18 protein-coding genes are annotated in these 19,277 nt (G+C 62.8%); 15 read left to right on the top strand and 3 right to left on the bottom strand.

Features of this window, described 5'->3' with window-relative positions; all coding sequences use genetic code 11:
• The 10 genes from FW760_RS16990 to FW760_RS16945 all read left to right on the top strand — a co-directional run.
• Nucleotides 1-1,057: DUF2345 domain-containing protein (locus tag FW760_RS16990; RefSeq protein ID WP_446443895.1), on the top strand; the 1,057-nt coding region annotated here is incomplete at its 5' end.
• The gene (locus FW760_RS16985; RefSeq protein WP_353229462.1) at nt 1,054-5,817 is read left to right on the top strand and encodes an RHS repeat-associated core domain-containing protein; all 4,764 of its coding nucleotides are present in this window, start codon (nt 1,054-1,056) and stop codon (nt 5,815-5,817) included. The genes FW760_RS16990 and FW760_RS16985, both read left to right, overlap by 4 nt.
• A gap of 7 nt (nt 5,818-5,824) precedes the next feature.
• The gene (locus tag FW760_RS16980) at nt 5,825-6,124 is read left to right on the top strand and encodes a hypothetical protein (protein ID WP_147303887.1); all 300 of its coding nucleotides are present in this window, start codon (nt 5,825-5,827) and stop codon (nt 6,122-6,124) included.
• A 720-nt stretch (nt 6,125-6,844) separates the two neighbouring features.
• Nucleotides 6,845-7,312, top strand: a complete 468-nt coding sequence (locus FW760_RS16975) for a DUF6714 family protein (protein WP_147303886.1) — start codon at nt 6,845-6,847, stop codon at nt 7,310-7,312.
• Between the two features lie 28 nt (nt 7,313-7,340).
• Nucleotides 7,341-7,757 carry a hypothetical protein gene (locus FW760_RS16970; protein ID WP_146095028.1) on the top strand — a complete coding sequence of 139 codons (417 nt, stop codon included), beginning with the start codon at nt 7,341-7,343 and terminating at the stop codon, nt 7,755-7,757.
• A 29-nt stretch (nt 7,758-7,786) separates the two neighbouring features.
• Entirely contained in the window at nt 7,787-8,086 is a 300-nt protein-coding gene (locus tag FW760_RS16965; RefSeq protein ID WP_146095027.1) for a hypothetical protein, read from the top strand.
• Between the two features lie 111 nt (nt 8,087-8,197).
• Nucleotides 8,198-8,971 (top strand): alpha/beta fold hydrolase, encoded by a 774-nt coding sequence (locus tag FW760_RS16960; protein WP_116055081.1) that lies wholly within the window; start codon nt 8,198-8,200, stop codon nt 8,969-8,971.
• A gap of 64 nt (nt 8,972-9,035) precedes the next feature.
• Nucleotides 9,036-9,536, top strand: a complete 501-nt coding sequence (locus tag FW760_RS16955; RefSeq protein ID WP_116055079.1) for a DUF2199 domain-containing protein — start codon at nt 9,036-9,038, stop codon at nt 9,534-9,536.
• A gap of 165 nt (nt 9,537-9,701) precedes the next feature.
• Entirely contained in the window at nt 9,702-11,738 is a 2,037-nt protein-coding gene (locus FW760_RS16950) for an NADPH-dependent 2,4-dienoyl-CoA reductase (RefSeq protein ID WP_054916686.1), read from the top strand.
• Nucleotides 11,739-11,795: 57 nt separating this feature from the next.
• Nucleotides 11,796-12,692, top strand: coding sequence for a pyridoxal-phosphate dependent enzyme (locus FW760_RS16945; RefSeq protein ID WP_116055077.1), 897 nt, complete (start codon nt 11,796-11,798; stop codon nt 12,690-12,692).
• Here FW760_RS16945 and cybB read toward each other — a convergent pair whose 3' ends face one another.
• The 3 genes from cybB to FW760_RS16930 all read right to left on the bottom strand — a co-directional run bounded on the left by cybB (nt 12,693) and on the right by FW760_RS16930 (nt 15,303).
• Entirely contained in the window at nt 12,693-13,244 is a 552-nt protein-coding gene (cybB, locus tag FW760_RS16940; RefSeq protein ID WP_054916684.1) for a cytochrome b561, read from the bottom strand.
• 113 nt (nt 13,245-13,357) lie between these two features.
• Entirely contained in the window at nt 13,358-14,221 is an 864-nt protein-coding gene (locus tag FW760_RS16935; RefSeq protein WP_058541352.1) for a hypothetical protein, read from the bottom strand.
• A gap of 137 nt (nt 14,222-14,358) precedes the next feature.
• Nucleotides 14,359-15,303, bottom strand: coding sequence for a DUF1853 family protein (locus tag FW760_RS16930; RefSeq protein WP_043864665.1), 945 nt, complete (start codon nt 15,301-15,303; stop codon nt 14,359-14,361).
• A gap of 134 nt (nt 15,304-15,437) precedes the next feature.
• Here FW760_RS16930 and FW760_RS16925 point away from each other — a divergent pair, with 134 nt between their 5' ends.
• The 5 genes from FW760_RS16925 to FW760_RS16905 are packed head-to-tail and all read left to right on the top strand — an operon-like array spanning nt 15,438 to nt 19,270.
• Entirely contained in the window at nt 15,438-16,328 is an 891-nt protein-coding gene (locus tag FW760_RS16925) for an NAD(+) kinase (protein WP_043864641.1), read from the top strand.
• The gene (locus tag FW760_RS16920) at nt 16,325-17,299 is read left to right on the top strand and encodes a metallophosphoesterase (RefSeq protein WP_173925093.1); all 975 of its coding nucleotides are present in this window, start codon (nt 16,325-16,327) and stop codon (nt 17,297-17,299) included. The genes FW760_RS16925 and FW760_RS16920 overlap by 4 nt, the downstream gene beginning before the upstream one ends.
• Nucleotides 17,296-18,168: a rhomboid family intramembrane serine protease gene (locus tag FW760_RS16915; protein ID WP_100633146.1), complete on the top strand. Its 873-nt coding sequence runs from the start codon at nt 17,296-17,298 to the stop codon at nt 18,166-18,168. Before FW760_RS16920 ends, FW760_RS16915 begins: the two co-directional genes overlap by 4 nt.
• Nucleotides 18,169-18,182: 14 nt before the next feature.
• Complete coding sequence (locus FW760_RS16910; protein ID WP_054916681.1) at nt 18,183-18,443, top strand: YeaC family protein; 261 nt, start codon at nt 18,183-18,185, stop codon at nt 18,441-18,443.
• Complete coding sequence (locus FW760_RS16905; RefSeq protein WP_043864637.1) at nt 18,440-19,270, top strand: DUF2797 domain-containing protein; 831 nt, start codon at nt 18,440-18,442, stop codon at nt 19,268-19,270. Before FW760_RS16910 ends, FW760_RS16905 begins: the two co-directional genes overlap by 4 nt.
• The last annotated feature ends 7 nt before the right edge of the window (nt 19,271-19,277 follow it).

Raw genomic sequence — 19,277 nt, 5'->3', positions numbered from 1 at the left:
CCCGGCGGGCATTGCCCTGACCACGCCGCGCTCGACGCATGTCGCGACCGGTGAACACCTGGCGTTGAGCAGCACCGGGCATACGAGCCTGTCGATCGGCAAGCGGCTGCTGGCCAGTGCCAGCCAGGGCATGCGGTTGTTCGTGCAGAACATGGGCTGGCGGCTGATCGCCGTATCAGGAGATATCGACTTCCGGGCCCTGAAGAACAGCATCAACCTGCTGGCCAAGCTCGACATCACTGCCAATGCCGATCGCATCACCCTCACCGCCAAGACCGAACTGGTGGTACAGGGCGGCGGCAGTGCTACCACCTACAACGCCAGTGGCATCACCCACGTGACCACCGGGCCGTACACCGCGCACGCGGCGAACTTCGCCCATGTGGGGCCCAAGAGCCTGGCCGGCACCTTCCCCGAGCCGCCCAAACCGGGTAAGGGAAACCTGGAGCTGTTCAACCTGTACGCCAATGCCAAGGGCATCCAGGCCGGCGATTACGAAGTGACCGATGCGCTGGGCACGGTGCTCAAGGGCAGCCTCGATGGCCAGGGGTTCAATGCCGTGTCGGGGGTTGCGCCGGGGCCGGCGTGGGTCAGGTTTGGTCTCGATACGGTCAACACCTGGAGCCTTGGCAGTTTTACCAAGGGCCTGCCCTGGCCGAGCCTGTCGGCCCTCGAAGAGGGCACGCCGTCGATGCTCGGTGCGATGCTCGACAAGCTCAAGCCTGATGTTGGCGGCAGCCTGATCGAAGAGGCCAAGCAACTCGCCGGCAAGGGCATGCATGCAGCAAAGGCCGGCAGTGACTTGCTCAACACCGGCCAAAGCGCGCTCCAAGGTATGCAGCAGATGCGGGGCGCAATGCAGGGCGGCATGGGTGGGCTGGCACAGCGGGTCAGCGCTTCCAGTGCCGTCGGTTCTACGCTGCCTGCCGCCTCGGCGGCGCTGAGTGCGGCGGGCCTGGCCGGCCTGCCAAGGTTGCCAGTACCCAAGCTGGCTGAACTCAAGGCTCACAGCCTGAACACTGTTACCGATTTGCTGCCAGGTGAACTGATCTCATGACTGAACATACCTACGCTTGCGACGACCACTCCCGCGCCTCGCAGGTAGCCATCACCCCGCTTCGCGAAATCCAGATAGAGGACGTTGGTCGTGGCGCCGTGGTCTTCGATGCCTGGCTACGTGAGGTCAGTGCCAGTTTTGCCACCCTCGAGCGCATCAGCGGTGTCGCCGGCAGTGTGCCCATGGCAGGCAATATCATTGCCTTGGTCGACGCGCTGGGTGATGTTGTCGCGCTGGCGCGCAGCAACGTACCTGAGCCCTTTGATTGCGCGAGCTTCGGGCTCAACCTGATCGGTCTGGTGGCTTCCCCTGCGAGCATGACCGCAGCACGCATGGCCTTGCGCCCGATGCTGTTCATCGTGCGCCAGGAGGGCAAGCGGGCGCTGGGTGATGCGCTGATGGAGCTGATGGCGGGCCACTTGAATGCTGACATCGTCGGTAGCCTGGATGACTTCGTCGAGCAGTCCCAGGGCAATCTCAAGGAGGCGCTGGCCCAGGCAGCAATCCTGGGCGAACAGATCATTCTCGACATCGCCTCAGGCCTCGGTGCTTTGGTTGCCGGCACTGCTGTGGGTGTGGCCAGCCCGGTCTCGGCGCCAGCTGGAAGCCGGCTTGTCCACGACCCGACGGCGAGCATCGACAACTATCTCCGGGCAGCCTTTGATGCCTACAAGGCGGCCGGCAAAGGCATGACCAGTGCTGCTGTCAGCGTTGCACTGGGGGACGAGGGCAAAGCTGGCCTACTGGCGCAGATTGCGCGCCTGCGGGAACTGGCGCCACAGGTGCGTGCTGAAATCCTTGAACTTTCCGATCCCGGCCGCCCTTGCTCCATTGAAGGCCTGCGCATGAAGCTGGCCAGCAGCGTAGAGCAATGGCGCACGCGCAACCCCCAGGTTGTGGTGGCCAACGTCAAGACCGCGGCCATCAGCACGGCCCAGCACCAGGCTGCCGACGGTAAGGTCGAAACGCAGAAGATGCAGAGCCCGGCGAGCCTGGAGGCCAACCAGTGCAAGAATGGCGCGCCCACCAGCACGTGCAACCGCATCAACTTCGCCTCGGGTAGCGAGACGCTTCAGCACACCGACTTCAGCCTGCCGGGGCCGTTTCCGATCGTGTGGACGCGTACCTATCATTCGCGCCTCGATGCCCTCGACAGCGCCAGCCTGGGCGCACGCTGGATCACCGAATTCACCACGTGCATCGATGTGCTGGATGACGGCGTGCTGTTCCACGACGTGGATGGCCGCAGCCATGCCTACCCGCTGCCCAAGATCGGTATGTCGCACTATGACCCGGTGGAGTACAACGCCCTGGTGCGCACCACCGACAGTCAGCTGATTCTCATGCGCGGGCTGGGGCGCAAGGAAACCTATGAGCGGGCAGGGGGGCGCTTCCTCCTCACGCATATCGTGCTGCGCAGTGGCGCAGGAGCCATGCTGCATTACGAGCACCGTCATCAGGGGCGCCCGGTACTCTCGGACATCAACACCTACCAGGAGAATGACCCTGCCAAGGTACACCTGCAACTCGGCACCGTGCTTGACGGGCATGGCCGTATCCAGGGGCTCTGGCAGGTGGTCGATGGCAAGCCGCTGCGCCAGCTCTGCGCTTATCACCACGATCGGCTTGGCGACCTGGTAACCGCCCAGGACGAGCATGGCGCTGCCTGGCAGTACGCGTACCAGCATCACCTGATCACGCGCTATACCGACCGTACCGGTCGTGGTCTCAACTTGCGCTGGGACGGCAGCGGCCCTCGCGCCAGGGCCGTGCACGAATGGGCAGACGACGGCAGCTTCGAGACTCGTCTCACCTGGGATGAACACATTCGCCTGACAACGGTGACTGACGCGTATGGCCAGCAGACCCGTCACTATTACGATGCGCAGGGCTACACCTATCGTATCGAGTACCCGGATGGGCGCTCGGAGTGGCTGTTTCGCGACCAGCGCAAGAACCTGATTCGCCACCTTCATGCCGACGGCAGCCAGGATCGTTTTGCCTACGACGAGCGAAGCAACCGGCTGCAACACATTCGTGCCGACCATAGCGTGGTGCATTACGCGTACAGCGACGATGATCAGCTGATCAAGGTTCGGGATGCTGAAGGTGGGCTGTGGCGACGGGACTACGACGAGCGCGGCAACCTGGTAGAGACGGTCGACCCGCTGGGCAACAAGACCGAGTTTGCCTACACCGCCACAGGCCAGGTCAAGGCAATCAAGGATGCTCACGGCAACGAGAAGAAACTCGGGTACAACGAGGCCGGGCAGATGCTCGAATACACCGACTGTTCGGGCAAGACCAGCCAGTGGCACTACAACGAATGCGGGCAATTGGTGGAAACCGCGAATGCGGCGGGCGACAAGACGCAGTACGAATACAAGGCGGGGCAGTTGGCCAAGGTGATTCATCCAGACAAAACCGAAGAGCGCTTCGAGCGTGACGCCGAAGGGCGCTTGCTCGCGCACCTGGATGCGCTGGATCGCTGTACTACCTGGTCCTATACGGCTGCCGGTCTGTTGGCTGAACGGGTGGATGCGAAGGAGCACACGTTGCGCTACCAGTGGGACAGGCTGGGGCGGTTGCTCAGCCTGGAGAACCAGAACGAGCAGTGCGCGTTTTACCAGTACGATCCCATGGGACGTCGAGTGGCAGAAACCGGCTTCGATGGTGTGACCGTCCGTTATCGGTACGACCCCTGCACTGGGCGCCTGGCGAGCAGCCAGGTGGGTCAGCGCCGCATCGATTTGCACCACGACCGCATGGGCCGGTTGATCGAGCGCACAGCGCACCTTGGCGATCAGCACCAAACAGAGCGCTTTGCCTACGACGGTAATGGCAAGGTGCTGCAGGCGATCAACGACTCCAGCACACTGCAATGGTTCTATGACGACGCGGGCAACCTGACCCGTGAGCACCAGCATTACCTGGCAACGGGTACGCCGATGGTAGCGGTGTGGCTGCACGAGTACGACGCACTCAACCAGCGAATCGCCACCACGCGCCCGGATGGCCACAAGGTCAGCTGGCTGACTTACGGCAGCGGCCATCTCTTGGGCATGCGACTTGACCAGCACGAAATACTGGCTTATGAGCGCGACGATCTGCATCGCGAAGTCGCCCGCCATCAGGGCAACAAACTGACGCAAACGCAGGTATGGGACGCGCTAGGGCGTCCGCAAGAACAGTTGCTCACCAGTCATGACGGCCAATCCATTCTGTGCAAGCGCGAGTATCAATACGACCCGACCGGTCAACTGACAGACATCCTCGATACCCGTCGTGGTCACCTGGCCTACCAGTACGATCCGCTAGGCCGCCTGCTGCAGGCCAACAGCCGCCTGGGTGAAGAAACCTTTGCCTTCGACCCGGCCGGCAACCTGACGGACAAGGCGCGGCAACTGCATCGCCCGCTGGATAACGATGCCAGCTCCCACAAGGTGATGGACAACGTGCTGCGCGAATACGCGGGCAGCCGCTACACGTATGACGAGCGCGGTAACCTTGTGCAACGCTTGCACAACGGTGTGCCTGCCCACTTCAGCTGGGACTTGTTCAATCGCCTGGTGCGCTACAGCGACGACAGGCTCAGTGTGGAATACAGCTATGACGCCCTTGGTCGGCGGTTGCACAAGCATGCCGTCGCCCATTACAAGGACAAGCCCGAGGCCGGCACCGGCTGGAATGCAATGCAGCGCAGCAAGCGTCAGCGTGAGCTGCACTGCGGTTTCACGCTGTACGGATGGGACGGCGAAACCCTGGCCTGGGAAAGCGCATTGCCCCTCGACGAGGGCGACACAGGCCGTACCGTTCACTACCTCTACGAACCGGGCCGCTTCGTGCCTGTGGCTCAAGCGTTGCACAAGCGCTCGATACGCCTGCTCAGGCAACCCGACTGGCAGGGCCGTCATTACGACATCGACCAGGACCCACTCTGGCAGGCACTGCCCACTGCGCCAGCGTTCGACGTCATTGCCTGGTACCACTGCGACCACCTGGGCACGCCAATGGAAATCACCGACCACAACGGCAATGTTGCCTGGACGGGGCAGTACAAGGTGTGGGGTGAGGTTCGTGAAGAGCGCTCGTCGTGGGCCGCGCAGCATGGCGTGGGCAATCCGATTCGTTTTCAGGGGCAATACCACGACCCTGAAACAGGGCTGCATTACAACCGATTCCGTTACTACGAACCCCGCATGGCGCGCTATGTGTCGAGAGACCCGATCGGGATGCTGGGTGGGTTGAACGTGTACAGCTATGTGAGTAACAAGCCTGTTATGCGGGCTGACCCGTTGGGGCTGTTCGACCTGAACATGCCCGGCGTCGCGGAGCGCGCTTCACTGGGAAGTTGGATGTTGCAGAATGGTGCGACACCGGATGAGGTTTCCCGAGCGATGGCGCCGCCGCCGGCCAAACCTATTATGACGGGGGAGTGTAGGGCTTCTGCTACTGCTGCGGTAGGCACGGGTGTCTCGTTCGGTATGAGTGCAAACGAAAAAACCGGTGCGGCGGGGCAGGTGGCTATACCCGTTATGAGTGTAGGTGCTCGTGCGACTGCTAGTTGCGGTTTCAAATTCTCTGATCCTGACTCGAAGTCGTTGCCGGCGGCGGCGGGAGTTGGGGTAGCGCTAGGTATCATCCAGATTGATGTCACGCAGACCTCGACGTGGCCAGAACTGTATGTAGGTTTCGGGGCAGGAGTGGGGCCTGAGATCAAGACGCCTGCCAGCCCCGCTGTTTCAATTCCATTGTTCTAGGTGGTTTATGTGTGATGTATTGCAGTTCTTCCGTATTTTTTTATTTGTCCTCGGTGGGGTGTTTGTGGCGGCATCCGTCATTTATGCCAATCATTGTTGCAAGAAAAAAGGTATCAATATGAATACCTTTTCAGGCCTTTTTGAAATGTGGGGCATGGTCTTCAGGTTTGAAAACAAAAAACTGTCGATATTGATGCTGACAGCCGCCTTTGGGGGGCTGTGCGTAGCAGTCATTATTCTCGTGTTAACTTTGTGGGGGCAGAGCCAGGGGTGCGTTTTTCCAATCAATGACAGATCAATGCGTTAAGCATATGGACCGGAAGCGATCATGTGGTTTGGAGTTTTCTGATCCTGATGCAAAGGAGTCAACGTAGGTGTGGGAGTAGGAATGGCGTTGATTCAGGGTTGTTTTAGGCAACCCTCAACCAGTCCGAGCTTTATGTTTATAGGGGTGGCCCTGAAGTTAAAGCTCCTGCCGGCCCGGGTGTTACGTTTTTAGGTAGTAGGTTATGTGCGACGTAATACAGTTCGTTCGGATTTTTTTGTTTGTTATTTGTTGGGTTTTGTTGGTTTCTGCTGTGTTGTATGCAAGCGCGTACAGTAAAAAAATGGCATCAACATGAATACGTTCTCAGGTATGTTAGAGGTGTGGGGCAAGGTTTTTAAGTTTGAGAGCAGGAAGCTGTCCATCCTCCTGCTGACTGCGGCCTATGGGGGGGCAGCTATAGGTATCGTTATTCTTGCGTTGACAATATGGGGGCAGAGCCATGGGTGTGATTTTAAAATTAATTATAGATAAATACGGTAAGCAGGGTGCGAGATATTGACAGGGCCTGTAAAGCGGGCGTCGTACTTGCAAGGGAGTTACCGATCCTGTGCAAGCTTCAATTCAGCGTGAGGTGAATCTGGAGTGTGCGTTAGCTCGTAATGCTGTAAATAATCGATATTTCGCTGTTGGGGATAAACAGCACCGAGATGAAGCAATCAAAGCGTGGGAGAGTGTAGCGCTATGCGAGAAGAAGATTCCATGAAAATGGAACGGCGCAGAATTCGAGAACAAATAAAACTCGCTTTTAAGTGTACAGCGCCGCCGGAGGCCTCTCAGATTGTAGCGTCTTCTTATCCTGAGCCCCTTCAGATCAGGGATTTTTTCAAGGGTCGGAATTGGTGGGATGTTACGCTAGATATATTGGTAGATGAATATGTTGGAGATGCATCTGCATGTTTGTCATTTATGGCCCCCGTCGGGATGAGGTATTATTTGCCAGCTTACCTTTTTATCGCATGTGAGCAATATGATGAAGGTGATGTAATTTCCAAGGAACTGCCATCAAGGCTGCTGATGTATGCCAGAGATGATGATCTTTATAAGATGAAATGTATGGATGACGCGAAGCAGGCGGCGGTTGCGCAGGTGCTTGAGTTTCTGGTTCAGGCCTATGACGATGAGGATGCTTACGAAGCGTTAGAGTTTTTTTGGGGTAAGTTTCTATGATAGTTGAGCATGCCATTGGTGAAGGCTGGTGGTTTATGATTCAGTTTGTTTAGTTGATTATGAGGTCGCGGTGAGTCAGTCGCGCGTTTTGTTAGGTGTGAAGCTCGCTCTCGCTGTCATGGTAGTAATTGCCTATCTTGCTTTCTGTTTACTTGCACTGCTCGCGGGTCTGGATTCACCCACACCTATTGAAGTAATTCGGCATGCTATTTTTGTGACGGGCTTGGTTCCACTGTGTGCTTGGTTGCGGGTTATTTTTGTGCTAAGCGTCAAGGGTGATGAAAATGTTTCCGCTCGTGATGACTATCACGTTGTATCACTTCGTGCTTTTTGCAGTGTCAGCCCACTAGGATGGCTTTTCATACTGGGGGCCCAGCTTGGCGAGTTCGCACTGTCGTGGGGGCGCAGTGTAAGGCGAAAAACGAGAATGTTTTGTCTGTCGTGATGTACCAGCCCCATTATTCTAGGTGAGTTATGTGCGACACGATTCAGTTTTTCAGAATTTCCTTGTTTGCTTTTTGTGGTGTTTCAATGGCGGCGGCGGTGATTTATGCAAATCAATTTTGCAAAAAGAGAGGCGTCAATATGAACACTTTTTCTGGCATGTTTGAAATGTGGGCGATGGTTTTCAAGTTTGAGCATAAAAAGCTGTCATTCATCATGTTGACTGCAACCTATGGCGGGGCACTCATGATTGTCGCTATTTTCGTACTGACCCTTTGGGGGCAGAGTAAGGGATGTGTCTTTCCGATCAATGACAGGACGATGCGTTAAGCAAAGGACTTCATACATGGCAATGAGGGCATCAGGGGTACCGCGTCGAAGGCGCAACGCATTAAACTGCCGCCGACAACCGCCACAGCGACACAATCAAGGGACCCTAAAATGACGACATTCACTCACCAGGACGGCCAGTACGTCGAAGTTGCCGGGGCACGCCTCTATTGTGAACAGCAAGGCAATCCACAGGGCCCGGCACTGGTTTTTCTGCACGGTGGCTTTGGCGATATCGAAACCTTCAATGCCATCACGCCAGCCCTGGCCGAACGTTATCGCCTGATCGGCATCGACAGCCGCGGCCAGGGCAAATCGACCCTGGGGCACCTGCCGCTGACCTACCAGCGCTTGCAACTGGATGTGGAGGCGGTTGCCCGGCAGTTGGGGCTTGAGCGCTTCAGCCTCGTCGGCCACAGCGATGGCGGCATTGCAGCGCTGCGCATCGCGGCTGCCGGGAGTGCTGGCATCGACAAACTGGTGACGATCGGTGCCCACTGGCAACTGAAAGCGGATGATCCCGTGCGCGGCATGTACAGCCGCGTGACCGGCGCGCGCTGGCGTGAGCTGTTCCCGCACAGCTACGAGCGCTACCTGCAGTTGAACCCCGAACCCGATTTCGACCGCCTGGCCGTGGCGTTGCGCGAGCTGTGGCTGGATTCAGGCGAGCAGGGCTACCCGAATGAAACGGTGTGCGGCATCACCGCCGATTTGCTGGTGATTCATGGCGATCAAGACCGCCTGGTAACGCGGGCCAACGCCTGCGAGCTGGCCGATCGGGTGGCGAATGCGCAACTGCTGAACATCCCGTTTACCGGGCATTCGCCGCACGAGGATCACCCCCAGTGGGTAATGCCTGCGCTCAAGGCACTGCTGGGCCTGTAACATGACGCTGCCGTTTGCGCGCCGCGCGGCTTGATCCGGCCTTAAGTGTCAAGGAGTACCCACCATGCAAGGCTTCCATTGCGCCACCTGTGGCGAGTATCACGACGAGCTGCCCACCACCTTCGGCGCGCCAGCCCCTGCCGCCTGGTATGACCTGCCGCAGGCAGAGCGCGAGCAGCGTGCGCCACTGTCCAGCGATCAGTGCATCATCGATGACACCCACCACTTCGTGCTCGGGCGCCTGGAAATCCCGATCATCGGCTCACCCGAGCCGTTCGTGTGGCTGACCTGGGTGACGGTCAGCGAGGCGGATTTCTACCGCACCAGCGAACTGTGGGAAACCCCAGGTCGCGAGCGCGAACCACCTTATGCGGCACGTGTGCAAAGCGAGTTCCCCTATGAGGTTTCGACCCTCAACCTCAAGGCTACGCTGCAGACCCAGGCCCTGGGCGACCGCCCGCTGGTGTTCGTGGACGCGGGCGATCACCCGCTCGCCCTGCAGCAAAACACCGGCATCACCCACGATCAGGCTCGGCAACTGGCCGAACGCTGCCTGCATCCGTGAACAGGCCAGCGCCTCACGCACTGTCAGTTACGGTCATTAACTTGTAACTTTCGGTCATTGAGCCTCACTTCCAGGCGCATTACTGTCCCTCACAGATAACCGACGGGCCCCGCTGCACGCAGCGAGGCGCCCGCATTCCGTGATCAGTTCGCTGTGGAGTTCACCATGACCGCCGCTCAATACCCGCACCTGCTTGCCCCGCTGGACCTGGGCTTCACCACCTTGCGCAACCGCACCCTGATGGGCTCGATGCACACCGGCCTGGAGGAGAAACCCGGCGGTTTCGAGCGCATGGCGGCGTACTTTGCCGAGCGCGCCCGTGGTGGCGTCGGCCTGATGGTCACCGGCGGCATCGGGCCCAACGAAGAGGGCGGGGTGTACTCCGGCGCGGCCAAGCTGACAACGGCCGAAGAAGCGCAGAAGCACCGTATCGTTACCCAGGCGGTGCACGAGGCCGGCGGCAAGATCTGCATGCAGATCCTCCACGCCGGGCGCTACGCCTACAGCCCCAAGCAGGTGGCCCCCAGCGCGATCCAGGCGCCGATCAACCCGTTCAAGCCCCGCGAGCTGGACGAAGAGGGCATCGAGAAGCAGATCCAGGACTTCGTCACCTGCGCCACGCTGGCCCAGAGCGCCGAGTACGACGGCGTCGAGATCATGGGGTCCGAAGGCTACTTCATCAACCAGTTCCTGGCCGCCCACACCAACCATCGCACCGACCGCTGGGGGGGCAGCTACGAGAACCGCATGCGCCTGGCCGTGGAGATCGTGCGCCGGGTGCGCGAAGCGGTCGGCCCGAACTTCATCATCATCTTCCGCCTGTCGATGCTCGACCTGGTGGAAGGCGGCAGCAACTGGCAGGAGATCGTGCAGCTGGCCCAGGCCATCGAGCAGGCCGGCGCCACGCTGATCAACACCGGCATCGGTTGGCACGAGGCGCGTATCCCGACCATCGCCACCAAGGTGCCGCGTGCCGCGTTCAGCAAGGTCACCGCCAAGTTGCGCGGCGCGGTGCAGATCCCGCTGATCACCACCAACCGCATCAACACCCCGGAAGTCGCCGAGCAGATCCTTGCCGAAGGCGACGCCGACATGGTGTCGATGGCACGCCCGTTCCTGGCCGACCCGGACTTCGTCAACAAGGCCGCCGCCGGGCGCGGCGACGAGATCAACACCTGCATCGGCTGCAACCAGGCCTGCCTGGACCACACCTTCGGCGGCAAGCTGACCAGTTGCCTGGTCAACCCGCGGGCCTGTCATGAAACCGAACTCAACTACCTGCCGGTGGCCCAGCCCAAGCGCATTGCCGTGGTCGGCGCCGGCCCGGCCGGCCTGGCCGCCGCTACCGTGGCCGCCGAGCGTGGCCACCAGGTGACCCTGTTCGACTCGGCCAGCGAGATCGGCGGGCAGTTCAACGTGGCCAAGCGCGTGCCGGGCAAGGAGGAGTTCTTCGAGACCCTGCGCTACTTCAAGCGCAAGCTGCAGACCACCGGCGTGGAGCTGTGTCTGAACACCCGCGTCAATGTCGAGCAACTGGTGGAGGGCGGCTACGACGAGATCATCCTTGCGACCGGCATCGCGCCTCGCCTGCCGGCCATCGACGGTATCGATCACGCCAAGGTGCTGAGCTACCTGGACGTGCTGCTGGCGCGCAAGCCGGTGGGGCAGAAGGTCGCGGTGATCGGTGCCGGCGGCATCGGCTTCGATGTGTCGGAGTTCCTGGTGCACCAGGGCGTTGCCACGAGCCAGGACCGCGAGGCGTTCTGGAGGGAGTGGGGCATCGACACCCGGCTCGAAGCGCGCGGCGGCGTGGCGGGCATCCAGGCCGAGCCCCATGCTCCGGCGCGCCAGGTGTACCTGTTGCAGCGCAAGAAGACCAAGGTTGGCGACGGGCTGGGCAAGACCACCGGCTGGATCCACCGCACAGGCCTGAAGAACAAGCGGGTGCAGATGCTCAACAGCGTCGACTACCTGAAGATCGACGACGCCGGCCTGCATATCCGTATCGCCGAAGGCGAGCCGCAGGTACTGGCGGTGGACAACGTGGTGATCTGCGCCGGCCAGGACCCGCTGCGCGAGCTGCAGGATGGCCTACTGGCCGCCGGGCAGTCGGTACACCTGATCGGCGGCGCGGACGTCGCCGCCGAGCTGGACGCCAAGCGCGCGATCAACCAGGGTTCACGCCTGGCGGCCGAGCTGTAAAGCGGTGGCGGGGGTGCGCTGGTAGACTGCGCGCTCCCGTTCTGCCGAGCCTGTTCGATGTCTGCCGCTTTCGATGACCTGCCACTGGCACCCCTGCAACCGCTGGCCCTAGGCTGGCTGGCGCGCGCCGGGGTCGAGGTGGCAGTGCTGCGTCTGGACCTCATCGACCCGCTGATCAGCGGCAACAAATGGTTCAAGCTGCAGGGGCACCTGCGCCTTGCCCATGCCCGTGGTGCCCCGGGGGTGATCAGCCTGGGCGGCGCCTATTCCAACCACCTGCATGCCCTGGCGGCGGCCGGCAAGCGCTTCGGCTTTGCCACGGCCGGGCTGTTGCGTGGGCACCCGCACAGCAACCCCACCGTGCACGACCTGCAAGCACTGGGCATGCACCTGCACTGGCTGGGGTACGCCGGATACAGGGAGCGGCATCAGGCGGATTTCTGGCAGCCCTGGCAAGCCCTCTACCCGGCATGGCATTGCGTGCCCGAAGGCGGCGCGGGGCCACTGGGCACCGAAGGCTGCGCACAGATCGTGACCCAGGCGCGGGCGCAGCTGGCGGCCGTGGGCTGGGCCGATTACGACGCCTGGTGGCTGGCGGTGGGCAGCGGTACCACGCTGGTGGGGCTGGCCCAGGCCGAAGCGGGCGCCCACCCGGTGCACGGCGCGCTGGCCGTGCCGCCGGGGCACGGGGTGGAAGGCGAGGTCGAGGTGCTGGCGCCGGGCACTTACCGCCTGCACGACGCCAGCCGGGGCGGCTTTGCCAAGGTCGACCCGGCCTTGCTGGCATTCATCCAGGCCAGCGAGGCCGAATCGGGCCTGCCACTGGAACCGCTGTACACCGGCAAGGCGTTGTTGGCCCTGCAGGAGCGTGTGCTGGCTGGCGCGTTCGTGGCCGGCACGCGGCTGATCTTCGTTCACACCGGCGGCTTGCAGGGCCGCCGCGGGTTCGCCTAGTCAGTCACCTTTTTGCGGCAGCATGCGCAGCAGGGTGTTATCGCGGACCACGTAGTGATGGTAGAGGCCGGCCAGTGCGTGCAGGCCGATCAGCCAGTAGCCCAGTGCGCCGAACCACTCGTGCCAGCCCTTGACGAACTTGGCCAGGTCGGTGTCCGGTGCTACCAGGGCAGGCAACTCCAGGCCGAAGAACGGGATCGGCTTGCCGGCCGCGCTGAGGATCACCCAGCCGGCCAGCGGCAGGCCGATCATCAGGGCGTACAGCGCCCAGTGCATCAGGTGCGCAAGACCCGTCTGCCAGGCCGGCGGCTTGGGTTCGATGCGCGGGGTGGGGTGGGTGACCTTCAGTACCAGGCGCAGCCATACCAGCACGAACACGCTCAGGCCGAGCATGAAGTGCAGGCTTTTCATCAGGTCGCGCTCGGCGCTGTCCTTGGGGAAGATGCCGCGCAGTTCGATGCAGGCGTATACCACCGCCAGCAGAATCAGCATCAGCCAGTGCAGGGCGATCGACAGGCTGCCGTAGCGTGCCTGCGTATTGGTCAGGGTCATGGTGGTTCCTCATATCGGTCAATCAGGTCAATGGCCGCGCTCTTGATGGCGCTGTGCGGATAACTCTAATCGCTTGCGCGTGCCCTGCACCTGCGCTGGGGCAAAAAAGTGTGCTAGCGGGCCTTCAGACCCTTGCCGAGCAGGTAGTCGACCAGTTGCGGGTCCTCGATACGGATGGCCAGGTCCATCAGGTCGCTCCTGTCGTCGGCCAGGCAGTAGGGTTTGTGCGGGTCGCAGTAGGTGCCGGTGCTGCTCATGCCGCGCTCGAGCAGCACGCTGAGGATGTCGTAGCTCACGTGCGGGGCGTCGGGCCCGTCGCGACCCTGGCGCGAAAGCTCGACCAGGATCGCTTCCATGGTTTCGCTGCCGGCCTCGGGCAGTGGCAGATGGCGGGCGACGGCCCGGCGCGTGGCGCTGTGTTCGGTCAGCACTGCGGCGTCGAAGGCGTCCATGTTGCTGTCGCTGCGCGTGAAGTAGGAGGTGTCGGCGCCGGCCTTGACCAGGGCGTCGATCAGCGAGGCATCGGCGCCCTGGGCGATGGCCAGCAGCAGCGGGCGTGGGTTGTGGTAGTCGCCGGCTTCCACCGGCGCGCCCTGGGCCAGCAGCCATTCGATGGTGGCAGTGGGGTGGTTGTGCTTGATGGCCGTGGACAGCAGCGATTCGGGGTAGTCGCCGAGCCCGACCATGGCCGGTAGCGCGGCACGCAGGTGTTGCAGCATGGCCAGCGAGGCGTTGTTTTCGAGTGCGAGGTGAAAGGCCGTGGTGTTGCGGGTGACCACACCGGGTGGATACTCACCGGGTTGGCTGCGCGGGGCCAGCCACGTGTCCAGGTCGGTGGGCGTCGCCTGGCGCCAGAAGCTGTCGCTCAGCAGGGCGAGGTCGTTGTCCTGGTCCAGACCTGGGGCAGGCGCTGCGCTGGCACTTGCGGGCCAGGCCAGGGTGACGGCGAGCGCCAGGGCGAGAAGATTGCCGGGCACGGGTGGGTTCCTTGTGCGGGTGCTGGGTGAGGGGGGGGCGAGGTTAGCAGAATGTTGTCAGCGCTGGCCCCTTCGCCGGCAAGGCCGGCTCCCACGGGGGCGTACGTTCATGTGGGGGCCGGCCCAGCCAGTGCATGCTAACCCGCCAGGTTCGGCCAGGCATCGGCCACCAGAAACAAGCGTTGGGCCTCTACCCAATCCCCGCTATCCCCTGGCACCAGCCGCACCAGCAACTGCGCGGGGGCCATCGGGTCCAGCGCTTGCAGCCAGGCCTGGAACTGTTCCGTGCCCCAGGCCTGTTCCTGCGTGTACCGCGCCGGCGCCAGCCATGCCTGGCGCGGCAACGGCTGCCAGCGCCCGGGGTCGGCCTGCGCCGCAAACCGGGCCCAGTCGCGCTGATGCAGCCAGCGCCCGCGCAAGTGTTGTGGGTGCGCACCCGCCGGAGGCTGCGCCGTCCCCGGCCATGGATACAGCAGATACCCGCCCAGCCAAAGCTGAGCCGTGAAGCTGTCTATGTGCAGCGCCGCCAGCGCCTCGCGCCCCTCGGCCCGCGCCGAAATCGGCAGTTGATGGTCGTTCAGGTGCGCCAGCTTGCGGTCCAGCCGGTCATGGCAGCCCGGCCCAAGCCACTGCGCCGGGTTACGCCCGTCACCGTGCTGCGGGCCCAGGTACAGCTTGATGGCCAGCTCCAGGTGATGCACCCCGTCGCGGTCACGCAGCAGGATGTCCAGCTCGCCCAGGGTGTGCCCGCCGTCGCGGATCGGCAGGTTGGCCGCCAGCAGCTCCACCCCCGGAGCATGGCGCAACGCGAACTGCCACAGCCGCTCGTAGTACAACCCCAGGCGCCGGCTGGCGGCCTGTGCCAGCCAGGCCTGCAGGTCACGGCTGTCGTGGTCCAGCGCCAGCAGCCAGTCGCGCAGCAGCGCCGGTGCGGCCACCCAGTCGCTGCCGGCCAACGGGTGGCGTTGCGGCCAGGGCGTCACTGCGAGCATGGGGGGCGCAAGGATTACCCACGCCAGGTCCCGCACCGGGGGCTGGCGCAGGCGGTTGGGCAGGTCGCAAAGGTCGGTAAAGGGCATCATCCTGCGAGCATAGCCGCCCGCCCCGGCGCCTTGTGCAAAAAACTGCGGCGTTTGCCGCTGCCCGGCGCTTTCGCCCATAATCAACGCTTTGGCCAACCGGCCCATTCAACGCCGCAGTGCCCCGCAGGAGCCCCATGGAGCAATTTCGCAATATCGGTATCATCGGCCGCCTTGGCAGTTCGCAGGTGCTCGATACCATTCGCCGACTGAAAAAATTCCTGCTCGAGCGGCACCTGCACGTGATCCTCGAGGACACCATCGCCGACGTGCTGCCCGGCCACGGCCTGCAGACCTCTTCGCGCAAGCTGCTGGGCGAGGTGTGCGACATGGTCATCGTGGTCGGCGGCGACGGCAGCCTGCTGGGCGCCGCCCGCGCACTGGCGCGCCACAACATCCCGGTACTGGGCATCAACCGCGGCAGCCTGGGGTTTCTCACCGACATTCGCCCCGACGAGCTCGAGGTCAAGGTGGCCGAAGTGCTCGACGGCCACTACCTGGTGGAAAACCGCTTCCTGCTGCAGGCCGAAGTCCGCCGCCACGGCGAGGCCATCGGCCAGGGCGACGCGCTCAACGACGTGGTGCTGCACCCTGGCAAGTCCAACCGCATGATCGAGTTCGAGATCTACATCGACGGCCAGTTCGTGTGCAGCCAGAAGGCCGACGGCCTGATCGTCGCCACACCGACCGGCTCGACCGCCTACGCGCTGTCGGCCGGCGGACCGATCATGCACCCCAAGCTCGACGCCATCGTGATCGTGCCCATGTACCCGCACACGCTGTCGGGACGCCCGATCGTGGTCGATGGCAACAGCGAGCTGAAGATCGTGGTATCGCGTGACCTGCAGCTGTACCCGCAAGTCTCGTGCGATGGCCAGAACCATTTCACCTGTGCCCCCGGCGACACCATCACGGTGAACAAGAAGCCGCAGAAGCTGCGCCTGATCCACCCGCTGGACCACAACTACTACGAGGTCTGCCGGACCAAGCTCGGCTGGGGCAGCCGTCTGGGTGGTGGAGGCGACTGATGCTCGATCCCGCGCGCAGTTACGACCTGATCGGCGATGTCCATGGCTGTGCCCACACCCTGGAGCGTCTGCTCGACGCCATGGGGTACAAGCGTCAGGGCGGGGTGTGGCGACATGCGCAGCGTCAGGCGATCTTCCTTGGCGACATCATCGACCGCGGCCCGCGCATTCGCGAGGCCCTGCACATCGTGCACGACATGGTCGAAGCCGGTCAGGCCCACTGCATCATGGGCAACCACGAATTCAGCGCACTGGGCTGGACCACGCCGGCGCTGCCGGGCAGCGGCAAGCAGTTCGTGCGCGAGCACAACCCGCGCCATGCGCGGCTGATCGAAGAGACACTGACCCAGTTCGCCGACCACCCCCACGACTGGCACGACTTTCTCGGCTGGTTCTACGAGCTGCCGCTGTTCATCGATGCCGGACGCTTTCGCGTGGTACACGCCTGCTGGGACGCGCGTCTGATCGAGCCGCTGCGCCAGCAGCATCCGGACGGGCGCATCGACGAGCATTTCGTGCAGGCCTCGGCCGTGGCCGGCAGCTTTGCCCACACCGTGTGCAACCGGCTGCTGCGCGGCACCGACATGCGCCTGCCCGACGGCCTCACCCTGACCGGCGGCGACGGCCTGACCCGCGCATTCTTTCGCACCAAGTTCTGGGAGGAAGACCCGCAGACCTACGGCGATATCGTGTTCCAGCCCGATGCGCTGCCGGCCGAAGTGGCCAATGCTCCGCTCAGTCGCAGCCAGAAGAACGCGCTGCTGCGCTACGGTGACGACGAGCCGCTGCTGTTCGTCGGCCATTACTGGCGCAGCGGCCGGCCCGCACCCATCCGCGCCAACCTGGCGTGCCTGGACTACAGTGCGGTGCTCTACGGGAAGCTGGTGGCCTATCGGCTGGATGATGAAACCCGCATCGACCCGCACAAGTTCGTATGGGTGGATGTCGAACGGCCGGAGGCCAGTCAATGAGTGCGGCAATGGTGATGCGCCTGCCCCTGAGCGTCGACCTCAGCGGCTTTGTCGAGCTGCTCAAGCGCCTGCAGGTGCCGCACCGGGTCTCTGAGGAGGGCGAGGAGCAGGTACTGTGGACCGCCGACTACCTGGTGGAAGATGTTCGCCAGCTGTACCAGCGCTATCCGGAGGGCAATGCCGATGTGCAACTGCCGCCCCTGGCGCAGCCCCCGGCCCCACCGCGCCCGAGCCTGGCCGCGCAGGCGAAGGCCAGCAAGGCCACTGCAGCGGTGTTGCTGCTGTGCGTGGTGGTGGCGGCACTGACCGGCCTGGGCGACAACTTCGCCACCTTGAGCTGGCTGACCTTCCTGGATTTTCGCGTACAGGGCGACTACCTGTATTTCACCCCGTTGCTGACCAGCCTCGATGCAGGCCAGTGGTGGCGCTTGTTCAGCCCGATGCTGGTGCACTTCGGCATCCTGCACCTGGCCATGAACGGCCTGTGGTACTGGGAGCTGGGGCGGCGCATCGAGCTGCGTCAGGGCACCCTGGCCTTGCTGTCGCTGACCCTGCTGTTCAGCCTGGTGTCGAACGTGGCGCAGTTCGTGTTCGGCGGGCCCAGCCTGTTCGGCGGCTTGTCCGGGGTGCTGTACGGCCTGCTCGGGCACATCTGGCTGTACCAGTGGCTGGCGCCGAACCCGGTGTATCGCATGCCGCGTGGCGTGCTGGTGATGATGCTGGTATGGCTGCTGCTGTGCCTGTCGGGGTTGATCACCCTGCTCGGCTTCGGCGCGATCGCCAACGCCGCCCACGTGGGTGGGCTGTTGGTCGGCTGCCTCAGCGGGCTCTTGGGCGGGGCACTGGCCCGGCGTAAACTGTCAGCTTGATTTTTGGAGACGCTATGTCCACTTTTGCGCAAATGATCGAAAACATCACCCCGGAGATCTACGCCAGCCTGAAACTGGCCGTGGAAATCGGCAAATGGTCCGACGGGCGCAAGCTCACCGCCGAGCAGAAGGAGCTGTCGTTGCAGGCCGTGATCGCCTGGGAGATGCAGAACCTGCCCGAAGACCAGCGTACCGGCTACATGGGCCCGCAGGAATGCGCCTCCAAGTCCGCGCCGGTGCCCAACATCCTGTTCAAGTCGGACGCGATCCATTGATCGAACTCGGCCGTGGTTCCATCAGCAAGATGACGGCGCGCCTCGAGCAGCCGGTCGTGCAATACGCGTTTCGCCTGGGCGACGTCGAAGTGCCGGTCAACCCCCTGCTGGGCAAGACCGTGCGTCTCGAATACCTGGGCGCGATCCACTGTACTCACTGCGGGCGCAAGACCAAGACCAGCTTCAGCCAGGGTTACTGCTACCCGTGCATGACCAGGCTGGCGCAATGCGACACCTGCATCATGAGCCCCGAGCGCTGCCACTACGAGCACGGCACCTGCCGTGACCCGGCCTGGGGCGAGCAGTTCTGCATGACCGACCACGTGGTGTACCTGGCCAACTCGTCGGGTATCAAGGTCGGCATCACCCGCGCCACCCAGCTGCCCACGCGCTGGCTCGACCAGGGCGCCAGCCAGGCCCTGCCGATCGTGCGGGTGGCCACCCGGCAGCAGTCCGGGCTGGTCGAGGACCTGTTCCGCAGCCAGGTGGCCGACCGCACCAACTGGCGCGCACTGCTCAAGGGCAACGCCGAGGCGGTCGACCTGGTGGCCGTGCGCGAGCAGTTGTTCGACAGCTGCAGTGAAGGTTTCAAGGGCCTGCAGGACCGCTTCGGCCTGCAGGCGATCCAGCCGCTGACCGACGTCGAGCCGATTGAAATCAGCTACCCGGTAGAGGCGTACCCGAGCAAGATCGTGAGCTTCAACCTGGACAAGAACCCTGTCGCCGAAGGCACCCTGCTGGGGATCAAGGGCCAGTACCTGATTTTCGATACCGGCGTGATCAATATTCGCAAGTACACGGCCTACCAGCTGGCCGTGCATCAGTAAAAGGACC

The organism is Pseudomonas sp. 1176_21, assembly GCF_052850635.1.
This window is presented reverse-complemented; position numbering and strand designations above follow the sequence as displayed.